The sequence below is a fragment of the Promicromonospora xylanilytica genome (assembly GCF_054782895.1).
In genome coordinates, this window is sequence record NZ_BAAGRP010000069.1 from 21,661 (window position 1) to 41,474 (window position 19,814).

Genomic DNA, 19,814 nt, shown 5'->3' on the forward strand with positions numbered 1-19,814 from the left:
GCACCGGCCCGCCGAGCAGCACGCCGCCCACGTTCTCGACGGATCTTTCACCCAGCAGTGAGGCCCTTTCCTGGAATTCCAGGAAAGGGCCTCACCGTAGCCTTTGTCACCAGCCCACCGTTCGCGAACGACTGGCAGAAAAGGCGTCAGGTGCCGGCCGTGCTGGCGACGTCCGGCGAGTTGGGGGGTGGTTCGTCACACCGCGGGAACCGGGACGGGGAGTCCGCCGCCGAGGAGGCCGAGGACAGCGGCGAGCAGGCCGTCGACGGCACCGAGCACGGTGTCCAGCAGGCCGTCGGTCGGGACCGGGAGAGGCACCGGAAGGTCCGGGACCGGGACGTCGGGCACGGGGACGTCGGGCACCGGGTTGTCCACGGGGACGTCGGGCAGACCGTCCACGGGGACGTCCGGCGCCGGGACGTCGGCGACGGCCTCGGTCTCGGTCGCGATGTCGGTCTCGGTCGCGATGTCGGTCTCGGTCGCGATGTCGGTCGTGACCTCGGCCCCAGCCTCCGTCTCGGCCTCCGTCATGACGTCGGTCTCGGCCTCGGCCTCGACCTCGGTCGCGACGTCGGCCTCGGCCTCGACCTCGGTCGTGACGTCGGACTCGACCTCGGTCGTGACGTCGGCCTCGGCCTCGGTCGTGACGTCCGCCTCGGTCTGGGTCTCGGCCGCGACGTCCGGCACCGGGTCGGCAGCGGTGACCGCGGCCGCCGGCGGGTCGCCCTCGGCCGTCACCAGTGCGCTCGCACCTGTTGTGGCTGCGCAGACCATCGCCGTGGAGACGGCGACGGTGACGGCAGCACGACTGATTGCACGGAATCCTCGGATCATGGTGTTTCCCCTCGAATAGCTCCGTTGAAACAGTGGTGGAGCACACACGTGTGTTCACCAGGAAGAAGAGTCCGACGCCCTTTTCACCCTGTCAATCGGAATGCATCGAAGGATTCGTGGAATGAAACAAGACATTCCAGGATCGAATCCTGCGGCAGAGCGGCAGGAACTCCCGTAACCCAGACATCACAGTGGTGATACAGGACGATCGTCCAGGTCAGGCGTCCTCCATCGGCCGCCACAGTCGGTGCGCCGCCGCGCCGGTCGCACACGTCGCGGATCCGGGGCGAACCCGAATTCCTCTCGTCACGCGCTGTCCGCGGTTGGCATGATCGCCGCATGACCCGCGTGCGACCCGTCTGGCCCGACCTCCCCGAGCACGTGCGCGACGCCGTCGCGGCCCGGATCGGCGGCCCGGTCACCGGCTGGACCTCGCACGACGGCGGCTACTCGCCCGGCTGGGCGCTCACGCTGCGGACGGCTGGCGGGAGCGTCTTCGTCAAGGTCGCCTCCACCGACCACGAGGTGGCCGCGCGCCTGCACCGCCGCGAGGCGGTCCGCGCGTCCGCGCTGCCCGACGGCGTACCCGCGCCGGCCTTCCGCTGGATCATGGAGCTGCCCGAACCCGGGGGAGCGGAGCCCGCGTGGGTGGTCGTCGCCTCCGACGTCGTCCCCGGACGCACGCCCCGGACGCAGCCGTGGGACCTCGACGACCTCGACCGGCTGCAGCACCTGGCCCGCCGCATCGCCCGGCACGAGGTGCCCGACGGCGGAGTGTTCCCCGCGTTCGCCGACGACGCCCGGCCCGAGGCCGCCCGGCTCGCCGGCGAGCGTCCGGCGGGCCTGGCGACCTACGACCCCTGGCTGGCCGAGCACCTCGACCTCCTGGCCGAGGTCGCCTCGCCCGAGCGGCAGGCCGAGGCGTTCGCCGGACCGCACCTGGTGCACGGCGACCTGCGGGCCGACAACGCGCTCGTCGTCCGGCAGGCCGGCGGGGCGGAGGAGGCGGTGGCCGTCGACTGGCCGTACGCCACGCGGGGAGCTCGGTTCATCGACCAGACCGCCATGCTCCCGGCGGTGCACGCGGGCGGTGGTCCGGCTCCGGCCGACGTGCTGGAGCGGACGCCGCTCCCCGCCGACGTCGAGCCCGAGGCGGTCACCGTCTGGGTGGCGGCCATGACCGCCTACTTCGCACACACGTCCCTGCTGGACCCGCCGCCCGGCATCCCGCACGTGCGGGCGTTCCAGCGGGTCCAGGCCGAGGCCTGCATCCCGTGGCTCCGTGCCCGGCTCCGGGCGCGCTAGTCCCTCGGCGTCAGACCTCCGCGGCCGCCAGCTGCTCACGGACCTGCCGCTTGGCGCGGGTCAGCATGCCCGCCATGCCGTTGAGGCGCAGCAGGCTGACCACCTTGGTGAGGCCGAGCTGGAGCGGGTAGTCCTCCGGCACGTCCAGCACCTGCTGCGCGGTGAGCCCGGTCAGGCCCTGGGCGAGGATCGACGCGAAGCCACGCGTGGTGGGCGCCTCCTCCGGTGCGCTCGCGTGGAAGGCGACCACGCCGGCGTCGTCCACCTCGGCGAACGCGTAGACGGGGGACTGGCACTCCTGCACGCGCTCCAGCCGCTCCGGCGCGTCCGCGTACCTGGCAGGCAGCGGCGGAAGCTCGCGCGACACCTCCAGCAGCAGCTGCAGCCGGTCCTTCTCGGGCGTCTCCAGAAAGGCGTCCCGCAGCTCGGCGAGAGCCTCGGGCAGCTCGACGTCGTTGGTGCTCATTCGTTCATCCTCCCATCGCCCGCGGGGCTCGAGCGAGTCCCCGGGCGGCGTCGTACGGTTGATGCATGGCCGAGAAGAAGCGGTCGGGCAAGCGGTCGGGCAAGGACCCCGAACGGTGGTCGCAGGGCGTCACCGAGGGCAGTGACGCCCTGGACCTGGAGGAGGGCGTCTTCACGTGGGACGACCCGGCGCGGATCGCCCGGTCGCTCAAGCGGTCCGCGGAGTCGAGCGACCGCCGCAAGAGCTCCCCGTACCGCTCGGCCATGTCGATGCTCACGTTCTACGTGAACCGCGCGGGCAAGGAGCTCGACGCGGACCAGCGCGACGTCCTGGAGCGCGCCAAGGACGAGCTGCGCAAGGAGTTCGGCCGCGACTGACCTGGCGGCGTCAGACGGAGCCGGGCTCGCTGCCGGTCGCCACGGGGACGCGCACCGCGTTGCCCCACTCGGTCCAGGAGCCGTCGTAGTTGCGCACGTCGGTGTAGCCCAGCAGGTAGGTGAGCGCGAACCAGGTGTGGCTGGAGCGCTCGCCGATGCGGCAGTAGGTCACCACCGAGTCGTCGGGGCTCATGCCCAGCCCGGTCGTGTAGATCGCCTCGAGCTCCGCGCGCGTCTTGTACGTGCCGTCCTCGGCGACCGCCGTCGCCCACGGGACGTTGCGGGCGGTGGGGATGTGACCGCCGCGCAGCACGCCCTCCTCGGGGTAGTCCGGGATGGCGATGCGCTCGCCCGTGTACTCCTGCGGGGAGCGGATGTCGACGAGCGGGCCGGTCCCGAGGTGGCTCAGGACGTCCTCGCGGAAGGCTCGGATCGTGCTGTCGTCGCGTGTGACCGTGGGGTACTCGACGGGGGTGGGCGCCGGCACGTCGGTGGTCAGCTCGCGGCCCTCGGCGCTCCAGAGCCCGCGGCCGCCGTCGAGCAGGCGGACGTCCGCGTGCCCGAAGAGCGTGAACACCCAGGCGGTGTACGCGGCCCACCAGTTGTTCTTGTCGCCGTACAGCACGATCGTCGTGTCGCGCGTGATGCCCTTGCTGCCCATGAGCTCTGCGAACGCGGCGCCGTCCAGGTAGTCGCGCATCTGCGGGTGCTGGAGCTCGGTGTGCCAGTCGACCTTCACGGCGCCAGGGATGTGCCCCGTCTCGTAGAGCAGGACGTCCTCGTCGGACTCCACCACGACGATCCCCGGGTCCTTCAGGTGCTCGGCCAGCCACGCCGTGCTCACCAGACGTTCCGGGTGGGCGTACTGCGCGATCTTGTCCGACGGGTCGATGGGCGCTGGCATGGGTCCTCCTCGTGGTGCACGTGCAGTCGAGTAGGGAACACACGGAGGTGCCGAAAAGATCCCGGTGGTCACGCCAGCCGGCGGTCCAGCACTCCGAGGTGGGCGCTGGCACGGGCCGCCAGCGGTCCGCCCTCCGGTGCGAGCCGGGCGAGGAGCGCCCAGGCGGTGTGGTCGTCGGCGCCTTCGCTGCGGGTGGTCCACTGCTCGACGGCGGTCGCGTCCGAGCAGGCGTGCACCGCCTCGCGGACCTCGGCCTCGAGCTCCTCGCGGAGCCGCTCGACGCCCGGCGCGGCCGACCGGCGCAGCAGCGGCTCCGGGTACGCGGCGAGCGCGCCACGCACGTCGCCGCGCCGGAGCCGGGCCCGGACCGTGTCGACGTCGGACCTCGGCCTCCGCGCCAGCCGGTACGGGCGGGAGCCGGCGAGCAGGGGGCCGTCCAGGACGCCGTCGGCCACCCGGCGCAGGCGCGAGATCTCCGCTCGCACCGCGACGAGCGACAGGTCGCCGGGGTGCAGCAGGACGGCGAGCTCCTCCGCGCTCAGGCCCCGTGGGTGCTCGGTGAGCAGGAACAGGATCTCCGCGTGCCGCAGGGAGAGCCGCTGTCCGCGCAGCGTGGGCGGGCCGAGCAGGCGCAGGACAGGGCGGGGCTCACCGGCCGTGCCGTGGGCGGCCAGCTCGCGCTCGACCATCGCGACGGTGGCCCGGACCAGCGCCAGGGCGACGTGGCTGCCCGCGGCGCTGCCGCCGGTGAGGTCCAGTACGCCGACGATCCCTCCGGCCGGGTCGTGCACCGGTGCCGCCGTGCAGCTCAGCCGCTGGACCGGGCGCACGAAGTGCTCGGCTCCGAGCACCTGGACAGGGCGCCGCGTGGCCAGGGCGGTGCCGGGAGCGTTGGTGCCGACCGACTCCTCGCGCCACACCGCGCCTTCGACGAACCCGACGTGGTCCACGGCGGAGCGCACCGGACCGCGGCCCTCGATCCAGAGGAGGCGTCCCACGTCGTCCGACACCGCGACCACCAGGTCGTCGCCGGTCGCCCCGCCCACCAGGTCGCGCACGAGAGGCATCGCGACGGCCAGGGGGTGGTCGCGACGGTAGTCGTCGAGATCGTCGGACGCCGCGACGGTCACGGCCCCCGGATGGTCCGGGTCGACGCCGTTGCTCAGGCTCCGCCGCCACGAGGCCGCGACGACGGGGTCGATCCCTGTCGGCTCCTGCGAGCCGGCGGAGCCGACGAAGCTCTCGTATGCCGCGCGAACCCACCGCGCGTCCCGGTGTGGCACCTGCGTCATGCTGCCCCTGACCTGGTTCCGACGTCGTCGTCGAACCCCGCCAGTGTAGGCGCCCGGCCAAGGTCATCAACAGGTTGTCCACCGTGATCCCCAAGTTATCCACCGCCTCAAGCGAGTTTTCCACAGATCACAGGCGTATTACGGCCTCGCCGCGCGAGACGCCAGAAGTAGTCTTAGCGTCCTTCACATCGGTTGTTAAAGGGGCGTGAGCCCGACAGGTTGTTTCATGGGATCTCTCTTTGGGGGAAGAGTTGAACACCATCGCTTTAACCACACCGGAGCCGGCGCTTTCCGGATCGGACGAACAGCCCGGCGACAGACCGGAGCGGCTGCCCGCGCTCGCCGCGGCCCAGCTGCCACCGCTCGACGCGGCGGAGCCGCCGTCGGACGACCTCGCCGGAGCCCGAGGCCGGCGCCGCTGGACCTTCGGCGCGGCGATCGTCACAGGCGTCGCTGTGGCCATCACGCTCTGGTCGGTCTCGGCGCGGGCCGACCAGGCGAGCCACCTGATGACCCTCACCTCCCAGATCGACAGCCAGGTCAGCAGTACCTCGGCGCGCTCGCACGACCTCGCTGCGGTCCTCGACATGGCCGAGCGGGTGTACGAGCACTCTGACGGCCAGGTCGCCGACCCCGCCACGCGCGACGTGCTCGCGGAAGCCCTCGCCGATGCCCGCGCCGCCGCGGCGCAGCGCGTGACGGACGCCCCGCCGGCGTCCGTCACGCAGGCTCGCACCCTGCTCGACCAGGCGGCCCACATGGAGGACTCCCTGGACTGGGCCACCGAGGACCTGCGTGTCGCCGTCGACATGGTCCAGCAGTCGCAGGGCACGCAGCGTGCCCTGGAGGCCCGGGACCCGGTCGGCAACCGGACCATCCTCACCTCCACCGAGGGTTCCTGATGCCGTCGCGCCGAAATGCACGGGCGGCCTAAAGTTCCGTTACTTTCCAGGCGCGGAAACCCGTTTACCAGGAAATGTCAGCCCGTCCGCCGGGCCGCACTTCTGCAGATCGGTATCTCGTGCCGACCAATACTCCGGGCCTTTCTTTTCGCGTCGTGCAATTGCCGCGAAGTAAAGATCACGCCAGGGCACGGTAGGCCTCCACGAGGTCGACGAACTCCGCCCGCAGCCCGTACGGGTCAGCACCCAGGGCGGACGTCGCCCGTTCCCGCACCGCGTCGAGGCTCGCGCCGGCCCGGTACTCCGACCGGGTGGCGATCAGCCCGAGCTCGGCGACGGCGGACGCGAACGCGAAGTCGGACGTCGGCGCGGCGGTCAGCGCGTCCGCGGCGACGGGGAACTCGACCTCCGTGCTCGTCGCCGGGGTGGCGCCGTCCGGTGCCTTGTAGCGCACGTGCACCGTCATGAAGTCGTCGCTGGTGCCGACCTCCCGGTCGGAGTACTTCAGGTCGCCGCCCTCCGCGTCCCCGGCCCCCTCCGACCCGGCGCCGGCCGGGACGAGCTCGTAGAACGCGGTCACGGAGTGTCCTGCTCCGACGTCGCCCGCGTCCTTGGTGTCGTCGGCGAAGTCCTCGTCCTCGAGGCGCCGGTTGTCGTAGCCGATCAGCCGGTAGGAGCCGACGACCGCCGGGTTGAGCTCCACCTGCAGCTTGAGGTCCTTGGCGACCACGAACATGGTGGAGCCGAACTCGTCGACCAGCACCTTGCGCGCCTCGGCCAGCGTGTCGATGTAGGCGTAGTTGCCGTTCCCGTGGTCGGCGATCGCCTCCATCGTGCTGTCCTTCAGGTTGCCCATGCCGAAACCCAGCACCGACACGTAGACGCCGGACTCGCGCTCGGTCTCGATGAGCTCCGTGAGCTCCTCGGGCGTGGACGGCCCCACGTTGAAGTCACCGTCCGTCGCGAGGACCACCCGGTTGTTGCCACCCTCGACGAAGTTCTTCTCGGCCAGCTCGTACGCCGTCCGCAGGCCGTCGGCGCCACCCGTGGAACCGCCGGCCCGCAACGACCGCAGATGGTCCATCAGCACGCCGTGCTCCGAGCCGGGCACCGAGTCGGCGACCACCTGGTTGTCGCCCGCGTACGTCACGATCGATACCCGGTCGTCCTCCGAGAGCTGTTCCACGAGCAGGGCGAACGACTCGGCGAGCAGCGGCAGCTTGTTCGGCTCGTCCATCGAGCCGGAGACATCGAGCAGGAACACGATGTTGTTGCCCTCCGACGTCGGCACAGCCTCCGTCGCCTGCACCCCGACCATCGCGAGCTGGTGCTCCGGGTTCCACGGCGCGGCCGCTACCTCGGCCGACACGGAGAACGGGTGCTCCGCGCCGGGCTCGGGCGCCGGGTAGTCGTAGTCGAAGTAGTTGACGAGCTCCTCGATCCGCACGCCCTCCGGGGCCGTCCCCTGAGTGACCTGGCGGCGCAGGTTCGAGTACGACGCGGTGTCGACGTCGGCGGAGAACGTGGACAGGGGGCTGGTGGCGACGTCCTGGAACGGTGTCTCGGACGAGTCGTCGTACTCCTCGCCCGACACCGTGGGTCCCGGACCGGGCAGCACGGGGACCGGCAGGTCGCCGAGCGCCTCGGGGGCAGGGACCGACAGGTCCGTCGTGTCGACGGCCGTCTCCGTCGCGCCGCCCTGGGCGCCGCAGCCCGCGAGCGCCAGCGTCGCCGTCACCAGGGCTGCGAGCGGTGCGGTCAGCCGCGGTACGGGGTGCGCCGCGGCACTGGTCCGATGGTGTGCGGATGTCATGGGTGGCCTCTCGTCGTGGTCGGCATGCTCTCGAGGGCTGGCGATTCGCCCTCTGGTGTCCATTTGTTCCGTGGCCGGCGGGCCTTGCCGCGATGAGGTCACGGTCGGGTTGCAACCTCGATGCAACGCACGGCTGCCTAACCTCGGCCCACCCGGGCGCGCCGTCGCACCCGGGCAGAACCTGCGAGGAGGCAGACCCATGACCGTGTACGCAGCCCCAGGTACCGAAGGTGCCATCGCCAGCTTCCGGCCCCGGTACGACCACTGGATCGGGGGCGAGTACGTACCGCCCGCCAACGGCCAGTACTTCGAGAACCCCAGCCCGGTGAACGGGCGGACCTTCACGGAGGTGGCGCGTGGCGACGCCGACGACATCGACAGGGCTCTCGACGCCGCGCACGGCGCCGCACCCGCGTGGGGGCGCACGTCCGTCACCGAGCGTGCGCGGGTGCTGAACAAGATCGCCGACCGGATGGAGGAGCATCTCGAGGAGCTGGCCGTCGCGGAGACCTGGGAGAACGGCAAGCCGGTGCGTGAGACGCTCGCCGCCGACCTCCCGCTGGCGATCGACCACTTCCGCTACTTCGCGGGTGCGATCCGCGCGCAGGAGGGGTCGATCAGCGAGATCGACGGCGACACGATCGCCTATCACTTCCACGAGCCGCTGGGCGTGGTCGGGCAGATCATCCCCTGGAACTTCCCGATCCTCATGGCGGTCTGGAAGCTGGCGCCGGCGCTCGCGGCGGGCAACGCGGTGGTGCTCAAGCCGGCCGAGCAGACGCCGACGTCCATCCTCTACCTCATGGAGCTCATCGCGGACCTGATCCCGCCGGGCGTGCTGAACGTGGTCAACGGGTTCGGTGCGGAGGCGGGCAAGCCGCTGGCGAGCTCGCCGCGGATCCGGAAGATCGCGTTCACGGGCGAGACGACGACGGGTCGCCTGATCATGCAGTACGCGTCCCAGAACATCATCCCGGTGACCCTGGAGCTGGGTGGCAAGTCGCCGAACATCTTCTTCAGTGACGTCGCGGCGGCGAACGACGAGTTCTACGACAAGGCGCTGGAGGGCTTCACGATGTTCGCCCTCAACCAGGGGGAGGTGTGCACGTGCCCGTCGCGTGCGCTCATCCAGGCGGACATCTACCAGTCGTTCCTCGCCGACGCCGTCGCGCGCACCGAAGCGGTCAAGCAGGGCAACCCGCTGGACACGGACACGATGATCGGTGCGCAGGCGAGCAACGACCAGCTGGAGAAGATCCTCAGCTACTTCGACATCGGCAAGGCGGAGGGCGCCAAGGTGCTCACCGGCGGGCACCGGGCCGAGATGGAGGGTGACCTCGCGGGCGGGTACTACGTGACGCCCACGATCTTCGAGGGCAAGAACTCCATGCGGATCTTCCAGGAGGAGATCTTCGGGCCCGTGGTCGCGGTGACGGAGTTCGCCGACTTCGACGATGCCATCAAGGTGGCCAACGACACCCTGTACGGGCTCGGCGCGGGGGTCTGGACCCGGTCCGGCGCGGACGCCTACCGGGCGGGGCGTGCGATCGAGGCCGGCCGGGTGTGGACCAACTGCTACCACGCCTACCCGGCGGCGGCGGCGTTCGGCGGCTACAAGGGATCCGGCGTGGGCCGCGAGAACCACAAGATGATGCTCGACCACTACCAGCAGACCAAGAACCTCCTGGTCAGCTACGCGCAGGGCAAGCAGGGCTTCTTCTAGGAGCCCGCGGTCGGTGCCGGACGTCCGGGTCGCCCGGACGTCCGGCACGTCCATCGACACGAGGAGGTTCTCCATGCCTGACGACGCCAGCTCGCCCCGGCCGCCCGGCGCACCGCCCGCACGGGTCGACGTGACCCCGGACGCGGCCGCGCTGCTCGTCCGGTTGCGGGCCAAGCACGGCGAGCTCATGTTCCATCAGTCGGGCGGGTGCTGCGACGGATCTTCCCCGATGTGCTACCCGGACGGCGACTTCATCACCGGCGACGCGGACATCCACCTCGGCGACCTGGCCGTCTCGTCCGACGGCTCCCCGTTCACCGTGCCGGTCTGGATGAGCCGCAACCAGTTCGAGTACTGGAAGCACACCCACCTCACCATCGACGTGGTCCCGGGCCGCGGTGCCGGGTTCAGCGTGGAGGCGCCGGAGGGCGTGCGGTTCCTGATCCGCTCGAGGATGTTCACCGACGCCGAGTGGGAGCTGCTGCGCGACTGAGCGCGTGCGGAAACCTGTCACGCAAAGGGCTTGAAGTTGACGCGGCGTCAACCTCTACCGTGGTGGGCATGCAATGGTCCATCCAGGAGATCGCACGACTGACCGGTGTCACGAGCCGGACCCTGCGCCACTACGACGCCGTCGGGCTGCTGCCCGCCGGCCGCGCCGCGGCCGGCGGGCCTCGCCGGTACGACCGCACCGCCCTGGTGCGGCTGCAGCGAATCCTGCTGCTGCGCGACCTCGGGCTCGGCCTCGCCGACATCGGCAACGTGCTCGACAGCGGCCAGGACGAGGCGGCAGCCCTGCGCGGCCACCTCACCTCGTTGCGGGCGGAGGAGGGCCGGCTGGCGCGGCAGATCGCGTCGGTAGAACGGACCATCGCAGCCCTGGAGAACGACCCCGAGGAGAAGGAGGACATCATGGCGAAGGACATGCTGGACGGATTCGATCACACCCAGTACGAGCAGGAGGTGACCGAGCGCTGGGGCCGCGACGCGTACCAGAAGAGCGACGCGTGGTGGCGAGGCCTCGGCGAGGACGGGCAGCGCGAATGGAAGACGCGGCTCGATGCACTGATCAAGGCCTGGACCGACGCCGCGGAGGCCGGGCTGGACCCCGCCTCGGACGAGGCACAGGCAGTCGCCGCCCGGCACGCTGCCTGGCTCGTCTCCGTGCCGGGCACGCCCGGCCACGACGAGGGCCGGCCCGACCGTGGTTACCTGCTCGGCCTGGCGGACATGTACGTGGCGGACGAGCGGTTCGCCGCGACCTACGGCGGCAACGAAGGGGCCACGTTCGTGCGTGACGTGCTGCGCGTCTACGCCGAGCGGACCTACCCGGACGCCTGAGCCCGGTACAGGTCGCGCAGCAGGCAGATCTCGCCGCCGTGCGCCATGGCCTCCCGGCTGACGTGCGTCACGAGCGCGGCCATCGGGAACTCGGCGTACTCCAGACCCTTCGGACCGATCGGGTGCATCAGGGACTCGTCGTCCAGCCCGGCGATACCGGTCCGCCACGACCGGTAGCCCTCCTCGAGCATCGCGAGGCCGCCCTCGGCGGTGACCGGTGCCTCGGGCCAGTGGCGCGCGTCGAACATGTCGGCGTCGGCCGGTGCGTCCGTGGGTCCGAACAGGGCCCTGGCGCGCCGGCCGAACACGTCCCGGCCGACGTGCACCATGCGCCACGCGATGGTGGTGACCGGGGGCACCTCCGGTTCGGGCACCTCGTACTCGAGCCGCGCCTCGCCGTCCTGCCCGACGCGCACGCTCCAGGCCGGCGAGGCCGGCTCCCAGAGGTACTCGGCATCCGTGAGGCCCTCCAGACGTGGCCAGAGATGAAAGCCCCAGTAGAAGTCGAGCTGGTCCAGCAGGAGGTCACGCCATGTCGTCGACGACAGTGTCTGGGGCGTCGTCGGCCCGGAGGTGGTCATGGCTGGACAGTACCCACGGTCACTGACACTCGGATTCAAAAGGTAGCCTCTGCACATGCCAGAAGCGCCCGCCGAAGCCCACCAAAAGTTGCCCGTGACCTGCTGGTTTGCTGGCCTGACGACGCTCGATGTGATCCACCGCAGCGCCGTGCGACCTGGGCCGGACCAGAAGATCACCGCCGTCCGGCAGGACGTCTCGGCGGGTGGCCCCGCCGCCAACGCCGCGGTCACCGCCGCCACGCTCGGAGCGCGCGCGGTCCTCGTCAGCGCCATGGGATCGGGTCCGGTCGGCGCGGCCGCGCGCGGCGACCTGGAGCACCACGGTGTCGAGATCCACGACGCCGCCGAGGGCCGTGAGATCCCGCTGGCGGTCTCGGCGGTCCTGGTCGACGACGCGACCGGCGACCGGTCGGTGGTCTCACCCGACGCGACGCTCGCCGACGGGCTCGACGTCACGCCGGCCGAGCTGGACACCCTGCCCCGGCCGGACGTGGTCCTGCTCGACGGGCACCACCCCGACCTGGCACGGAGCGTGCTCGAGTACGCGAGCACGCTGGAGCCGCGCCCGCTGATCGTCCTCGACGCCGGCCGGTGGCGCCCCGTCTTCGCCGATCTCATGGGCCAGGCCGACGTCACCGCGCGGTCAGCGGACTTCCGCGCACCGGCCGGCGTGCCCCGGTCCCGCGCCACCGTCGCCACGCACGGCGCCGGCCAGGTGACCTGGCGCGACGAGAGCGGCAGGCAGGGGGCCAGCGACGTGCCGGTCGTGGACGTGCGGGACACGCTGGGCGCCGGCGACGCGTTCCACGGAGCCCTGGTCGTGGCGCTCGCCCAGGGCGCCGGGCTGGAAGCCGCGGTCCACGAGGCGATCCGGGTGGCGTCCCTGCGCGTGCAGTACATCGGCCCCCGCACCTGGCTGGAGAACCTCTCGTGCGCCTGACCACCGCCGACCTCGTCGCGCGGGCGGCGGCGCTCGCCGCAGAGGCCACCCGGGCCGGCAGGGTTCACGTCCTCGGGCTCACCGGCCCGCCGGGTGCGGGCAAGTCGACGCTCGCGGCCGCCCTGGTCGACGGCCTGGCGCCCGGCACGGCGGTGGTGGTCGGCATGGACGGCTTCCACCTGTCCAACGCCGTCCTGGAGGCGCACGGCAGCCGCACCCGCAAGGGGGCCATCGAAACGTTCGACGACGCCGGGTACGCCGCGCTGATCGGCCGGCTCGCGGACCGGGTCCCCGGCGGCCCGCCCGTCTACGCGCCGGAGTTCCGCCGCGAGATCGAGGAACCCGTCGCCGCGGGCACCGAGGTCGCGGGCGAGTCCCTGGTGATCACGGAGGGCAACTACCTGCTGGCGCCCGACGGCGCCTGGCCCGCCGCCCGCTCGCGCATGGCAGAGGTCTGGTACGTCGACCTGCCCGACGACGAGCGCCTGCCGCGCCTCGTGGCCAGGCACCAGGCCTTCGGCAAGTCCCTGCCCGACGCCGAGGCCTGGGCCGGCGGCACGGACCAGCGCAACGCGGAACGCATAGCGACCACTCGGGACGAGGCCGACCTGATCGTCGAGTGGGTCTGACCGGAGCCCGCCAGGACCAGCCGGCACCGGGATCAGCCGATCTCGAGGACCGCCACGCGCCAGACGCCCCGCCGCGCCTCCAGGCGCACGGCAGCGGCCCGCACACGGCCCTCGTCGTGCAGGATCACCGTCGCCTCGGCCGATGAGGCGCCCAGCCGGACCATCCGTACCCGCCGGACGGTCGCGGCGTGCGCCTTGGGTCGCGGCGCCCGGCTCTGGCGCACCTCCCGCATGAGCCGACCCCGTTCCAGGAGCTGGTCGTAGACCTGCGGGGTGACCCAGCGGGCGAGCTGTGCCGCCGGCCGCTCGCCGCGCAGCACCTCCACGGCGGCACGAACCACCCGGCACACCTGGGCCGTGGGGTCGGGAAGGGCGGGATCCGGCTCGGGCGCCGGGCGCCCGCCCACGGCCTCGAGCGCCGCCGCCGCGTTCTGCAGCTCGAGGTACGGCGTGCCGCCGATCCGCATGCGGCGCAGCCGCCGACCGATCCCTGGGCCCGTGACCGGACCGATCCGGGGCGTGACGGGCCGCCGGTCCGGTGGCGCTGGCGCTGTCGGTCGCGCCGGCGCGGTCGGTGCGATCGCCGAAGGAGGTGCCACGGCCGTGGTGCGCACCGGTCGGGTGGTCGCCCTGGACGCCGTCGCTGCCTGCGGGGCCTGCGCCGGTGGCTGACGCGGCGCGTCCGGGGCGTCGGGCGGTACATCGAGTGTGGTCATGCGGGTTCTCCTGGGGCGATGGCGTGCTGGGGCGTTGGCGTGCTGGGGCGTTGGTGCGTGAGGGCCTTGGCGTGCTGGGGTGCGGGCGGCTCGGTGCGTCGGGTCCGGGCCGGGCGTCACGGCTCGTACAGCACGGTGCCGGGCCGGATCAGGTCAGGGTTGGTGCCCAGCACCTGCCGGTTGGCGTCGTGCCAGCGCGTGACGGCCGAGGCGATCTCCGCGGCGGACGGGGCCGTGCGGGGCGACTGCCCGCCGGCCGACGGAGCGGCGAGGTGGTCGGCGGCGATCCCCCAGAGGGTGTCGCCCGGTTCGACCACCACCAGCGGCTCACGCGTCGTCCCCGTGCGCATTCCCCGGTTGACCAGTGCCGACCGTTCGGGCGCCGGCCGTGCGCCGGCCGTGGCCGAGCGGTCCGGCGCACGGTCACCCGCGGCGTCCGCCCCCACGTGTGTGGGCTGCCAGCCCAGCTCGAGCACGACGGCGGCGCTCTCGCTCCCCGCGCCCGCGGCCTCCGGGTCGTGCTCCGGCAGGGCCATGGCTGTCGGTGCCGCGAGGGCGAGGCCCAGCCCCGCACCAGCGGCCGCGCGAGCGAGCCGGCGTACGACCCCCGGTGCGTGCCGTGCGACCGCCCGTTCGCCCGCGGCCCATCGCCGGCCGTGGCGCCCCGCGAGGACGCATGCCAGTGCGACGAGCGCGTGCAGCCCGGACCAGCCGGCCACCACGGTGCCGCAGGCCACCGCGGCGAGCTCGACGATGTCCTCGATCGGGAAGAGCGCCGTGCCGAGCCCTGACCCGACCTGCCAGGTGCGTGCACCGAGCACGCCGGACGCTGCGACGAGGGTGCCGGCGAGGGCCAGGAGGCCGGCCAGGCCGCGTCGGCTGCCCGCCCGGTGTGCGGCGGGCTCGGCGTCCGTCAGGTGCGCCGCGGGCGTCCCGCGCCCGCCGCCCGGCTGACGATTCTTGGCACCGTACGCCGACGCTGCCTGAGTAAGGGCGTGGTTCGACATGGTTCCCCCTGCGATGGTCGAGTTCCGGAGACGATGGGCACTCGTGATCAGTTTGATGATGGTTGGTGTCGTCCGGTGTTCGATATTCAACCTCGGTGCCTTCGGGGTGTCTACCGGAGCGCGAGATGCCTGTGGATAGCGCAGAGTGGCTCCATGGCATCCATGTACCCCGCAGGCTCCGCCAGATGGGAGGCGTTGTTCGGGGACCTCGAGGCGCAGGCCCGTGCGCAGTCGCTGGCCGAGGCGGACGCGCTCGTGTCGGAGATGACCCGCGCCGAGCACGCCACGATGACCCTCGCCGACCGGTTCCGCGCCGTCGTCGGAGCCGTGGTCACGGTGGAGCTGCCGGCGGGTGCGCATCTGCGCGGCGTCGTCCGGGAGGCGGCGGACGAGTGGGTGCTGGTGCGGGGCGTCCCGCCGGAGCCGGCGAGCCAGCACCTCGTGCCGCTGGCCGCGATCGCGGCGGTGCACGGCCTGGGTCGTCAGGCGGCCCGGTCGACGTCACGGCGGGATGCGCTGGGGCTGGGGCCGGTGCTACGAGCCCTGCAGCGCGACCGCGCGCGGGTGACGGTACGCACCCTGGGCGGCACGGTGGGTGGTCGCATCGCGCGGGTCGGCAGGGACCACCTCGACGTCGAGGCGCTCGATGATCGCGGAACACGACTCGTTCCGTTCTCGGCCTTGCTGGTCGTGAGCGAGGCGCCCTGAATCCGCCGAGAATGTCCTAAATGGAGAGCGGGACCGGTGCCACTCCACGTGGAGTACGCCGGTCCCGTCGGTGTGTAGCTGAGGCTTTCAGGCGTCCGTGGTCGCAGAGCCCTTGAGCCGCTCACGGCTCTTTGCGTACATGCGCTCGATGTACGACTCGAGCTCCGCGGCTTCGACGCGCCAGACCTTCTTGGGGCCCACCTGGATGGCGGGAAGGTCGCCGGTCCGAACCAGGGCGTAGCCCTGAGCCATCGAGATGTTCAGGGTCTCGACCACATCGGCCAGAGAGAGAAAGCGCTTTTCCATGGGAACAGTGTGGCACGAGACACCGACATGAGGGGGTTATCCACAAGAAGTGTTTATCTGATGCCGGATCGGCGGCGTTCGATCACTATGGTTCCGGCGCTCTGCCTGGCCTGGGTGTCATTGCGTCCACTTCGACGCTTCAACTTGTACTCGAAGGTCTACCCAAAGTCCACCAAAGTACGCGGAAGGACCGACATGACGTATGCCCCGGTCGCCCCGGCGCCTCCCGGCCCGGGCCAGGGTCTCCCTGAGCCGGTGGTCGCGCGGCTGCGCCGACCTCGCTGGCGCGATCCGCGGCTGCTGACCGGCATCGTCATCGTCGCGCTGTCGGTAGCGCTCGGCTCCTGGGTGGTGTCGGCGGCGAGCCGGACCGTCCCGGTGTTCGTCGCGGACGGCGCCCTGACGCCAGGGACGCCGCTCACCGCCGACGCGCTCCGCGCGGTCGACGTGCGGCTCGGCGCGGGTGCCGGCAGCTACCTCCCCGCCGGTGAGCCGCTGCCCGATGACCTGGTGGTGCTCCGGGTGGTGGACGACGGCGAGCTGGTCCCGCTCACCGCCCTCGGGGCGGACGCGGACGTGCGCTCCGTCGCCGTACCTGTCGTGTCGGGCCTCTCTGACCGGATCCGGGCCGGTGCGGTCGTCGACCTGTGGTTCGTGCCCGACGCGCCGGTTGCCCCCGGCCCCGGGGGAAAGCGGGCCGGGGCCGAACCGACGACGCTCGCGCAGAGCGTGGTCGTCGAGCAGGTCGACGCGGAGGACGGCGCCATCGTCGTGGACGGGCCTACCGTTCAGGCTTCCACCCAGATGGGTGGTCACCATGGAAGACCGGTTGATGTGGGTGCTGATCAGCGTCGTTGGGGCGTGTGCCCTGACGTTGGCTGTGCTGGCTGGGCTGGTGGCGTTGGACCAGTACGCCCCGGCACCGCGTCCCGCACCGTCCGTGACGGTGAGCGAGGATGGGACCGTGACTAGGGATGGTGAGTGAGTGCGCGTTCTAGGCGCTGCACGGCTGAGCCGGGCCGCTGAGGAATCAACCTCGACGGCCCGGCAAGTCGCGCAGATAGAGGCTTACGTGGTGACGCATAACCACACCCTGGTGGGCATAGCCAAGGATGAGGATGTGTCCGGCAACGTGTCACCGTTTGATCGCCCCGGCTTAGGGCCGTGGCTTCAACGGCACAACGAGTGGGACGCACTAGTCGTCCCTAAGATCGACCGCCTATCCCGCAACCAACTCCACCTGCACACGATCATCCAGTGGGCGAGGGATCACGGTAAGCAAATCTGGTCCCTGGACATTGGGGCTGACATCACGGACCGGTTTACCGGTGGTGTTGTTGTTGCAGTCCTGGGTGCTGTTGCCGAGTCGGAACGTGAACAGATCCGTGAACGCTCCAAGAAGTCGTTTGACCACCTCGCACGCGCTGGGCGTTGGCGGGGTGGCATTCTCCCGTACGGCTACCGTGCCGAACCCCTAGAGGGTGGTGGGTTCCGGCTGGAGATAGACCCGGGAACCGGGGTGATCGTCCGCCGCATCGTGGATGACATCCTGTCGGGTGCGAGCACGCATTCCGTGGTTCGTTGGTTGAATGCGGAAGGGCATTTGACTAACCGGGGCAACACGTGGCGACCCTCTGTTCTCCACCGGATGCTTGCTGGTCGTTCCCTGCTCGGTCAGATGATGACCGGGCATAAGGGAGGTGAGCCGACCGTGGTTCGTGATGAGTCGGGAATGCCTGTCCAGCGGGCGGAACCTCTTATCACGTTGGATGAGTGGCAGCGTGTGCGATCGGCACTCGCTAACAAGACACCGACCCGGGTGGACAGCAAACGCCAATTCTCACTCCTGGGTGTCGCCTACTGTGAATGTGGCAACACGCTCTCCGCTTCCCTTTCCCGTAACAAGAAATACACGCGGTGCACGTCGAAGGCGAACACCGGTAACGCGTGCCGGGCGGGGAAGATGATTCCGGTAGACGAACTTACCGGGATCGTGTTTGAAACATTCCAGGCAGTCATGAGCGATTTCCCCATGACAGAACGTGTCCTGATCCCTGGCATCAATAACGATGCAGAGATTGACGAAGTGCACGCATCCCTTAAGCGGCTCCAAGAGGACCGGCTTGCCGGAATGTATGACGGGCAAGAGGGGATGTACCGGGAAGCGTTCAAGCGCCTTTCCAGTACGCTCACGGACCTTGCATCCCAACCGGCCACTGATGACCGGTGGGAGACACGCTCACTGGGCGTCACTTACGGGGACCATTGGGCCACCCTCACCACGGATCAGGAGAAGGGTGCAGAGTTGAAGCGGGCGGGGGTGCGCATCTACACGACGAAGCAGCCGGGAGACTCGACGGACCATTCAGGGCTGATCCCTAAGCCTGCCGGTTTCACGGACTACACCCTGCACCGGTTGCCCATTCACGAACACGCGGTCATGTACGTACCCCAGGGCAGCGCGTTTGGGGTCCTGAGGCGCACGTAACACCGCCTAGGAGAGCCTGAGAAGCCCCAGGGGTACACATCTACCCTTGGGGCTTCTTCGTGCCCTCAGAAGGGCAGCAGGAGCGCGCCAGCGAACACGCACAGGTTCCCCACGATGCTCAACCCCGCAATGATGAACGAACGCATCACCCACTCACCGCCTTAACGAGGAACGCGTAATGCTGCACCCGACCGTTGCGGGTCACAATCTCCACACCACCGTCCATCAGGAACTGGGCCCCCTGCCACACGATGGCGACGTGGTGTGAGTCAGTGCCCAATGGTGAGTGCTTGCTAATGAACACCCGGTAGCGCGTGATAACCGCGTCCCTTCCTGCACTGATCTGTTCGTCCCCCTTAAGGGGCCGCACCTCAGCGGGCCATGTCCCAGCCGGCGACCACTCCACCCCGGCATTAGAAGTCTGGAGCTGCACGCGGTCATGAAAAATCATGCGGTCCTCCGACGGTAGGTGTTAAGGGTGATCAGTTCCGGCAGAGAGAACCCAACAAACCCGCCACGGACACCGGCACCACCCGCGTAGTTATCCGTCTGCTCAGGGTTCGCAATGAGGCGCGCAGTTGCCGCGATAATCACAGCCTCAACATCCGGGTACGGTGCACCCTCAGGCGTGAACCCCTTACCCCTGGTGTGAGCACGCACCAGGGCTTCCATAACGGTCACGTGCTGGCCCGCAAGAGCGATCAGGTCGGGATCGTCCGTAGCGTCAAGGAACGCGGCCACAGAGGCCGCTAGCGTGGTCGGCTCAGGGTCCGGGTCGGGCCCAGGGTCCACCTCACCAAACGCTGTCAGTGCCAGGACGGTAGACGTGCTGGCACCTGCCGTTCCATCCCACCCGAAATCAAAGTCCGTGGTATCCGTCGTGTCACCGTCAATAACACCGGGAACAACACTCCCGGTGTCGTCAACACGCACAGCCGCAACACGCAGATCGTTAGACGTGGGTGCACGGAAACGCAAGAATACGCCCTCGGGGTCAACGTCATTCCCTAGGTCATCTACCGGGGGTGAATCCGTGATCGCGAGGGTAAACGTGTACTCGTGCCAGTCATACCAACCCGTGGTGAATGTCTGCCACTCGATGCCTCCCGCGTCCTGCCCGTCGCCCGGGAGTGCAGCCAAACCGAGCGTGCTTCCCTCCTCCGTGTAAGCGTGCACCGTTACCGTGTACTCCACTCCCGGCACCCAGGTAAGACCCGGGAGTTGGATGCTCGTGTCCGTGAATGCGCCCAGGCGCTTATGGGTAGTGCCGGAAATGGTCTCATCCGCGACAGTTCCAGCCGTCCACGGCACACGGGCACTATCAACAAACCTAGGCTTAGGGCAAAGGTTCCTACCAATAACATCACCAACAGCAGCACTATCAGGGTAAACCATAAAGTCATTCCTTCCATTAGGCAAAAAGAAAAGGCGGGGACCCATCCCGTGAATGGGTGGGTCCCCGCCTTAGGGAACTGCTACAGG

General features: G+C 70.2%; 21 protein-coding genes. 11 read left to right on the plus strand and 10 right to left on the minus strand.

Annotated features, from left to right (window positions below):
* Positions 1-195: 195 nt before the first annotated feature.
* Entirely contained in the window at positions 196-834 is a 639-nt protein-coding gene (locus tag ACYVK7_RS20215) for a hypothetical protein (protein ID WP_460889506.1), read from the minus strand.
* A 339-nt stretch (positions 835-1,173) separates the two neighbouring features.
* Between ACYVK7_RS20215 and ACYVK7_RS20220 the strand changes: the two genes are divergently transcribed.
* Positions 1,174-2,139: a phosphotransferase family protein gene (locus tag ACYVK7_RS20220; RefSeq protein WP_460889507.1), complete on the plus strand. Its 966-nt coding sequence runs from the start codon at positions 1,174-1,176 to the stop codon at positions 2,137-2,139.
* 10 nt (positions 2,140-2,149) lie between these two features.
* Here ACYVK7_RS20220 and ACYVK7_RS20225 read toward each other — a convergent pair whose 3' ends face one another.
* Positions 2,150-2,605: a SufE family protein gene (locus ACYVK7_RS20225; protein WP_460889508.1), complete on the minus strand. Its 456-nt coding sequence runs from the start codon at positions 2,603-2,605 to the stop codon at positions 2,150-2,152.
* Between the two features lie 65 nt (positions 2,606-2,670).
* Between ACYVK7_RS20225 and ACYVK7_RS20230 the strand changes: the two genes are divergently transcribed.
* Complete coding sequence (locus ACYVK7_RS20230) at positions 2,671-2,982, plus strand: DUF3175 domain-containing protein (RefSeq protein WP_460889509.1); 312 nt, start codon at positions 2,671-2,673, stop codon at positions 2,980-2,982.
* A 10-nt stretch (positions 2,983-2,992) separates the two neighbouring features.
* Here the strand turns inward: ACYVK7_RS20230 and ACYVK7_RS20235 are convergent, their stop codons facing one another.
* A complete protein-coding gene (locus tag ACYVK7_RS20235; RefSeq protein WP_460889510.1) occupies positions 2,993-3,886 on the minus strand; it encodes a sulfurtransferase in 894 nt (297 codons plus the stop codon).
* Positions 3,887-3,954: 68 nt separating this feature from the next.
* Positions 3,955-5,178: a sigma-54-dependent transcriptional regulator family protein gene (locus tag ACYVK7_RS20240; RefSeq protein ID WP_460889511.1), complete on the minus strand. Its 1,224-nt coding sequence runs from the start codon at positions 5,176-5,178 to the stop codon at positions 3,955-3,957.
* Between the two features lie 251 nt (positions 5,179-5,429).
* Here ACYVK7_RS20240 and ACYVK7_RS20245 point away from each other — a divergent pair, with 251 nt between their 5' ends.
* Positions 5,430-6,080 carry a hypothetical protein gene (locus tag ACYVK7_RS20245; RefSeq protein WP_460889512.1) on the plus strand — a complete coding sequence of 217 codons (651 nt, stop codon included), beginning with the start codon at positions 5,430-5,432 and terminating at the stop codon, positions 6,078-6,080.
* 178 nt (positions 6,081-6,258) lie between these two features.
* Here ACYVK7_RS20245 and ACYVK7_RS20250 read toward each other — a convergent pair whose 3' ends face one another.
* Positions 6,259-7,893, minus strand: a complete 1,635-nt coding sequence (locus tag ACYVK7_RS20250; protein ID WP_460889513.1) for a vWA domain-containing protein — start codon at positions 7,891-7,893, stop codon at positions 6,259-6,261.
* A 199-nt stretch (positions 7,894-8,092) separates the two neighbouring features.
* Between ACYVK7_RS20250 and exaC the strand changes: the two genes are divergently transcribed.
* The 3 genes from exaC (at position 8,093) to ACYVK7_RS20265 (ending at position 10,957) form a co-directional block, all read left to right on the plus strand.
* The gene (gene exaC / locus ACYVK7_RS20255; RefSeq protein WP_460889514.1) at positions 8,093-9,616 is read left to right on the plus strand and encodes an acetaldehyde dehydrogenase ExaC; all 1,524 of its coding nucleotides are present in this window, start codon (positions 8,093-8,095) and stop codon (positions 9,614-9,616) included.
* A gap of 73 nt (positions 9,617-9,689) precedes the next feature.
* Entirely contained in the window at positions 9,690-10,109 is a 420-nt protein-coding gene (locus tag ACYVK7_RS20260) for a DUF779 domain-containing protein (RefSeq protein WP_460889515.1), read from the plus strand.
* A 68-nt stretch (positions 10,110-10,177) separates the two neighbouring features.
* The gene (locus ACYVK7_RS20265) at positions 10,178-10,957 is read left to right on the plus strand and encodes a MerR family transcriptional regulator (RefSeq protein WP_460889516.1); all 780 of its coding nucleotides are present in this window, start codon (positions 10,178-10,180) and stop codon (positions 10,955-10,957) included.
* Here the strand turns inward: ACYVK7_RS20265 and ACYVK7_RS20270 are convergent.
* Positions 10,942-11,538, minus strand: a complete 597-nt coding sequence (locus ACYVK7_RS20270) for a DinB family protein (RefSeq protein WP_460889517.1) — start codon at positions 11,536-11,538, stop codon at positions 10,942-10,944. The genes ACYVK7_RS20265 and ACYVK7_RS20270 overlap by 16 nt on opposite strands.
* Before the next feature lie 55 nt (positions 11,539-11,593).
* Here ACYVK7_RS20270 and ACYVK7_RS20275 point away from each other — a divergent pair, with 55 nt between their 5' ends.
* Both ACYVK7_RS20275 and ACYVK7_RS20280 read left to right on the plus strand, forming a co-directional pair.
* A complete protein-coding gene (locus ACYVK7_RS20275) occupies positions 11,594-12,478 on the plus strand; it encodes a PfkB family carbohydrate kinase (protein ID WP_460889518.1) in 885 nt (294 codons plus the stop codon).
* Positions 12,469-13,107, plus strand: coding sequence for a nucleoside/nucleotide kinase family protein (locus tag ACYVK7_RS20280; RefSeq protein WP_460889519.1), 639 nt, complete (start codon positions 12,469-12,471; stop codon positions 13,105-13,107). Before ACYVK7_RS20275 ends, ACYVK7_RS20280 begins: the two co-directional genes overlap by 10 nt.
* A gap of 32 nt (positions 13,108-13,139) precedes the next feature.
* On the opposite strand, the gene ACYVK7_RS20285 is transcribed toward ACYVK7_RS20280, so the two are convergent.
* Both ACYVK7_RS20285 and ACYVK7_RS20290 read right to left on the minus strand, forming a co-directional pair.
* The gene (locus ACYVK7_RS20285) at positions 13,140-13,823 is read right to left on the minus strand and encodes an Rv3235 family protein (RefSeq protein ID WP_460889520.1); all 684 of its coding nucleotides are present in this window, start codon (positions 13,821-13,823) and stop codon (positions 13,140-13,142) included.
* Between the two features lie 116 nt (positions 13,824-13,939).
* The gene (locus ACYVK7_RS20290; RefSeq protein ID WP_460889521.1) at positions 13,940-14,830 is read right to left on the minus strand and encodes a hypothetical protein; all 891 of its coding nucleotides are present in this window, start codon (positions 14,828-14,830) and stop codon (positions 13,940-13,942) included.
* A gap of 153 nt (positions 14,831-14,983) precedes the next feature.
* Between ACYVK7_RS20290 and ACYVK7_RS20295 the strand changes: the two genes are divergently transcribed.
* A complete protein-coding gene (locus ACYVK7_RS20295) occupies positions 14,984-15,538 on the plus strand; it encodes a hypothetical protein (RefSeq protein ID WP_460889522.1) in 555 nt (184 codons plus the stop codon).
* An 87-nt stretch (positions 15,539-15,625) separates the two neighbouring features.
* On the opposite strand, the gene ACYVK7_RS20300 is transcribed toward ACYVK7_RS20295, so the two are convergent.
* Positions 15,626-15,844 (minus strand): helix-turn-helix transcriptional regulator, encoded by a 219-nt coding sequence (locus ACYVK7_RS20300; protein WP_253868520.1) that lies wholly within the window; start codon positions 15,842-15,844, stop codon positions 15,626-15,628.
* Between the two features lie 195 nt (positions 15,845-16,039).
* Between ACYVK7_RS20300 and ACYVK7_RS20305 the strand changes: the two genes are divergently transcribed.
* Entirely contained in the window at positions 16,040-16,816 is a 777-nt protein-coding gene (locus ACYVK7_RS20305) for a CpaB family protein (RefSeq protein ID WP_460889523.1), read from the plus strand.
* A 13-nt stretch (positions 16,817-16,829) separates the two neighbouring features.
* On the plus strand, positions 16,830-18,332 hold the full coding sequence (locus ACYVK7_RS20310) for a recombinase family protein (RefSeq protein ID WP_460889524.1): 1,503 nt from the start codon (positions 16,830-16,832) through the stop codon (positions 18,330-18,332).
* A 447-nt stretch (positions 18,333-18,779) separates the two neighbouring features.
* Here ACYVK7_RS20310 and ACYVK7_RS20315 read toward each other — a convergent pair whose 3' ends face one another.
* Positions 18,780-19,727 (minus strand): hypothetical protein, encoded by a 948-nt coding sequence (locus ACYVK7_RS20315; RefSeq protein WP_460889525.1) that lies wholly within the window; start codon positions 19,725-19,727, stop codon positions 18,780-18,782.
* Between the last annotated feature and the right edge of the window lie 87 nt (positions 19,728-19,814).